This is a genomic window from Ruegeria sp. BH8, assembly GCF_056538065.1.
This window is the reverse complement of record NZ_JBQFSP010000038.1, coordinates 1-5,063: the sequence shown is the minus strand read 5'-3', so window position 1 is coordinate 5,063 and position 5,063 is coordinate 1. Positions and strand designations below refer to the sequence as shown.

At 50.2% G+C, this 5,063-nt stretch carries 6 protein-coding genes; 1 reads left to right on the top strand and 5 read right to left on the bottom strand.

Annotated elements, in window-relative coordinates; translation table 11 throughout:
- Positions 1-146: 146 nt before the first annotated feature.
- From ACR0AD_RS20925 to ACR0AD_RS20905, 5 genes are all read right to left on the bottom strand, one after another.
- Complete coding sequence (locus ACR0AD_RS20925) at positions 147-1,037, bottom strand: EamA family transporter (RefSeq protein ID WP_480489488.1); 891 nt, start codon at positions 1,035-1,037, stop codon at positions 147-149.
- On the bottom strand, positions 985-1,788 hold the full coding sequence (locus ACR0AD_RS20920; protein WP_480489487.1) for an aldo/keto reductase: 804 nt from the start codon (positions 1,786-1,788) through the stop codon (positions 985-987). Before ACR0AD_RS20920 ends, ACR0AD_RS20925 begins: the two co-directional genes overlap by 53 nt.
- 1 nt (position 1,789) lies before the next feature.
- Complete coding sequence (locus ACR0AD_RS20915) at positions 1,790-2,404, bottom strand: hypothetical protein (RefSeq protein ID WP_480489486.1); 615 nt, start codon at positions 2,402-2,404, stop codon at positions 1,790-1,792.
- Entirely contained in the window at positions 2,404-3,534 is a 1,131-nt protein-coding gene (locus tag ACR0AD_RS20910) for an NAD(P)/FAD-dependent oxidoreductase (RefSeq protein WP_480489485.1), read from the bottom strand. The genes ACR0AD_RS20915 and ACR0AD_RS20910 overlap by 1 nt, the downstream gene beginning before the upstream one ends.
- 479 nt (positions 3,535-4,013) lie before the next feature.
- Positions 4,014-4,688, bottom strand: a complete 675-nt coding sequence (locus tag ACR0AD_RS20905; protein WP_480489484.1) for a hypothetical protein — start codon at positions 4,686-4,688, stop codon at positions 4,014-4,016.
- 29 nt (positions 4,689-4,717) lie between these two features.
- On the opposite strand from ACR0AD_RS20905, the gene ACR0AD_RS20900 reads away from it, so the two are divergent.
- Positions 4,718-4,999, top strand: a complete 282-nt coding sequence (locus ACR0AD_RS20900) for a transposase (protein WP_480489483.1) — start codon at positions 4,718-4,720, stop codon at positions 4,997-4,999.
- The last annotated feature ends 64 nt before the right edge of the window (positions 5,000-5,063 follow it).

Here is a 5,063-nt window from a genome sequence, read left to right as displayed (position 1 = left end):
CGGCCTCTGGGACGGTTACGCTCTCGAAATGACCGCCTAACGGACGCAGACCAGACCGCCATCAACCGCGTGCAAACAAGTTGGCAATGCCCTGCCGACCAATACCGTTGGGATTGCGCACGTCCTCGCAGCTCAAACGGGTATGATCAATTTTCTAGAACCAGTGTTATTGTCGAGACCAGAATCAGGGCAATTACGATAGATTTTTTCCCAACGTTACGTTCTCCAATCAGAGTAACCGACAGCAAGAATCCTACGACAAGGCTGGTGCGTCGAAAAATGGAAAGGTAAGTCACATTCGCTGCAGGATCTGCTATGGCAAGAAAGTAAATCCATTCGGCAAAAACCCACGACAGCCCCGTCAGAGGAACCCATATTGACCATCTAAGACTGGGAACGGCCTCTTGTTTCCAGGCTACGAAGCCGAATACGGCGCCTGCCATCAGAAACCGATGAATCGCCGACCAAGCTTGAATTTCACCTGAAGCCAATCCGATCATTTGAACGATGTACTTGTCATAGACAGTCGTCATAGCCGAAAGAATGGTAGCAATTAGCATCATCGCGAGCGGAAGGCTTCTGAGCGCAGAAATACCTTCCGACTTTCCGATCCGTGACAAAATATAATAAGCGAACACAGAGACAAAAACTGCTGTGAGTTGGGTTGGCGTGAGAAATTCGCCAAAGACCACCATTCCTCCTAGTAGAGTCCAAATCGGACCGGATGCCCTGACGGCCCCGGAAAACGACATTGGCAACTCGCGAACAGAAAAGTAAGCGAATAGCCAAGATGCCGTCATCGCCAAGCCTTTCACCAATATCAGGATCTGATCGGCGAAGTTAGTTTGTGCAATATCGACATAGAAAGAACTGGATGCAGTTAAGGGGGTAAAAAATGGTAACCAGGCTGCAGCGCCAAACATCGACGACCAGAAGACAACGGCAAAGACACCGTTCCCTGCCATGGCCTTCTTTGTCCAGTAGTCATAGAATCCTAGAACTATGCCCGCCAGAATGCCGAAGGCTATCCAACTCATTCAATGCACTCTCAAAACTGGATTTGTTTTCAATTAGGTGTGAGACAGAAGATGTCCCACTCAATATCACGGACCCAGGTGGCAGATCAGCTGCGAACAGGAATTCAAAAGCCTTGGCCCGGCCAAGAGCACCGTCTTCAGCAATTTTTCCCATGGCAAATGGTCGATTGATTATAGCCTTGATGCCAGCTCGCCTGAGCAGGCTGGGAACTAACGCCAAATTCTGATTTCTGATGTTCAGTGGAAACTGTAGCCAGTTGAACATTCCGCTTTCCGCTGCCCGCGTAGCGGCGTCTTGATCCGAAACAGAAACGCCAAACTCTGTGACGCCAAGACCGCGGGCATAGGAAACAACTTTTTCGATCTCTTTTCGTGCGAGTACATCGGACGTTGCTTTGTGGATTTGCAGGATGTCGATACGACCCAATAAACCTAAGCTGCGATCAATGCTTTGGCGCATACAATCGTAGCTGTGTTCAACGTATGTCGATCGCGTTTCGGGAATCCAGTATTCGCCGACCTTGGTGGCCACCGTGGCGTAAGAAAAATCGTTGGGAGCAGATTTTATTGCCGCTCCCAAGATCTCCTCGCTGGCGCCATAGGCCGGCGCTGTGTCGAAGAAGTTCACGCCGATTGACCTGGCCTCAATTATCAGATCGATAGCGTCATTTCTTGATGGAGGGGTACTTTGACTCACTCCCCAGGGTCTGCCAATTGAAAGCAGTCCGAGTCCTAGGTTGAACCTACTCATGCTATTTTACTTTCGGGTGGAAATGAGATTGCGGCAGTGTGAATGCCTCTTCGAAATTGCCTTCACCGTTGATGACATGCCCTCTTGCGACCCTGATCATGCGCGCGACACCCCAGCCCTTGAGTACGGCGCCTCTCTTATCCGGCTCAATCTCTTCGAACGACGCTCCTGACTCCAGAATGCAAGATTCAACGACGATATTGCCAAGTATCTGAGAACCGTCTTCAAGACGGGTTTCACCAAACACTGATGGATTGTTCGCGTATCGACCGCGGTCACCAATTACAACAAAAGCGCCGGGTCGGTTAGACTTGGCAGTGAAGCCGCCGTCACCAAATTGGTTGTGAGATCCTATTGAAATTCCACCATGTGTCGCGACAAGCAAAGTTCCGCTATGAAATTCATTGCCGTTCCCTATGTCGATTTGAGCATCGGCGACTGAGTTTACTGTGACACCCGGATAAAAAACATTGCCTTCACCAACAGTCACATTCGACGATATCAAAATGGAAAACGGATCAAGGATCGTATTGTTGGTTCCCAGCTCCATTGTTGCGTCAATGCTCAGGAAACCCTTGTGTTCACGGGCCGCATCCAGCCTTTTAAGGTCCAGCATTATTCTGCCGCCAATGCGTTTGTTTCAAATGTATCGCATGGTCTCTGAGACACTAAGGGTTCTTCAATGCTCCCGTGAATTTTTGATGCAAGAATGTCGGTGAGGTAAGGGGTCTCTGTTAGCTTTCCAGGCAGTGCAACGATGTGATTTTTTACCGGCTCCTGAATTGCAATATTCAAGGATCGGGCGTCTTTGCGATCGACGGCAAGGTCTACTTTCACACATGCCACATCAATGGCGCCATTAGGTCGCCAGTTGGGAAAAATTCGGCCGATGCCCAAACGCAAATTGTTGGCGTGTTCAGGTATCACATCATAGTCAGGCGTTTCGCTGAGCAATGCGTCTTCATTGAACCCGATGATGCTGACTTCGCCATGGTGCATCATGGCAGCTTCGTTCGGGTCGAGATAGAATACACCCATATCCGCAAGGCGTCGGGTTACCACGAGGTGACTTTTCCAGTACCGAACCGGCAATGTCACGGCATGAAACCTCTGAAGCAGCGCGGCGGCGCCTCCGCCCGCGGTGTAGAGAATTTTCTGCGCGGATAGTTTTCTACGCTGAGCATCCCTATCGACAACAACCACCTGCGTACCGTCGATCGCCTGGATCTCGCACCCGAGGTAAAATTCGCAGCCCGCATACTTGGCCTGCGCGACAAGCTTCCTGTACAGCAGTCGTGTATTGATACTGACGTCTTTGACTTCGAACTGGGCAGCTGCCCTGGAGAAATCGGCAGTTTTGCAGCGCACTTGTGCCTCTTTAGTCGTCAGTTGGCGGTAATACACGCCAGCTTCATCCCATCGAGACATCACCTCATCTGTTCTGTGGCCATCAGCGAGCATTGCCAAGGGCCGCTTGTCCCTATCTTCGATAGCTTCAGGACAGAAGCTTAACAGTTGCTCGTGACCGTAAATGCAACGCTGCGCTACCTGTATCGCTGTTGTTCGATCTGCTATCGATGCGGCATGATATGAACCTCGATGCAACCACCCTTCGTTTCGAGTGGATGGTCCCGAGGCCAGCGTGGGGCTTTTTTCAATGACGGCTACGGATAACCCGATTTGCGTAAACTTATAGGCGGACATTAAACCTGCAACACCGCCACCGATGATAATAATATCAAACATAATAATCTCGCTTAAATTGTAAATTAGGGAGAAACGCTATGTAAAAGAAATGTGACAAACAAGGGGCTTACAAACTTTGAGCGAAAGTTTGCTTGCTGGCTCTCGATCCTTGATTTAGCCCTCAGAGTAGAATTGTTCCATGGATGTCAGATGTCAAATGAGTCCCAATCGACGATCAGCGGATTGGTGACGCGCTGATGAAGCCAAATACCGCGCGCGACGGGACCAGGTGATAGCCTTCACCATGCGCCAAGCCCACTCGCCCAATCTCTTTAGGATTAGGCGCTCAATCAAGCGGGATTCATGTGCACAAAGCTCTGAGATTTTGCAACAGCTTTGTTCACAACCGACGAGCCTGATAGCTTCTTTTCTTCATCTGTTTCTGCATCCATCATCCGAGCGCCTTGGTTGATTTCTGCGATAAGCGGTGTGATTTCTGCCTATAGCCGTTTCAGCTCGATTTCATCCATTTCTACGCCCTATCCTTCGTCGTGGCTTTGATCTTTTTGTCCGTGTAGTTGTGTCCCATCATCAACTACCTTGGTCACACTAACAGAGTCAGCACCAATACCGCGATAATGTGGCCGCCGCCAATACTGTTTGCCGTCCCTCCATACCATCGAACCGCGCACAGGATGACGCCTCGGGCTGGCTCGCTTGCCGCTATTGTTTGAAGTCTTGGCCCCAGCTTCTTGTCTCACTGCTTCATTATGAATTGTGCCAATCTCGCTCAACTTGACGGTGTTGGAGGATGGCAAACGCACGGTCGGCATAATCCGGTCTTTGATTGCTTTTTTCTTTACCTTGCGCGCCGCGAAATCTGTCTTTTTTGCGGAAACCTCTAAACCGCTTTCGGGCGAATCCATCAGAGCAAAGAAAGCCAAGGGAATATGCAACATACCTGCTACCGTTTGAGCATCTTCAAGGAGGCCGTCCTCAGTCATTCCAACTGTCAGTTCTGCTGCTGACATCCCTTGAAAATACTGATCTTCATAACGAAAAGTTCCATCGGCGTTTTTTGGAACGCACGTTACATGAAGAGGTTCAATAATGACCGGACCTCTATTCTTGAAAGCATAAATACAAAGTTCGTCAGTATCCGTCCGGCTTCCCCGCTCTGACGGCGTTCGGGAGAGAGTGTTAAAGATGTCCACTATCGATAGTGGACATCATGGGGCGCTCTATGGCGGGCAAGAAGGGTCAGAAGAAGCGGTTTTGGTCGGATGACGAGAAGCGTTCGATCTGTGCGCAAACGCGGGCATCGGGTGTATCGGTTGCGCAGGTGGCGCGTCGGTATTCGATGAACACCAATCTGATCCACAAATGGCTCCGTGACCCCCGTTTTGCGCCTGAGGAAGAACCCGATGAGGTTCGGGATGCCGCTGATGTGGAGTTTGTGCCAGTCGAGTTTGCGGATGCCGTGCCGTTACCTGAGCTACCCCCTGAATTTCGGACACTGACGTAAGCTACGATTTGTTGTTTGCTGATCTTCGACGAAGAGGAGATCAGAGATGTCGAAACGGAAGAAC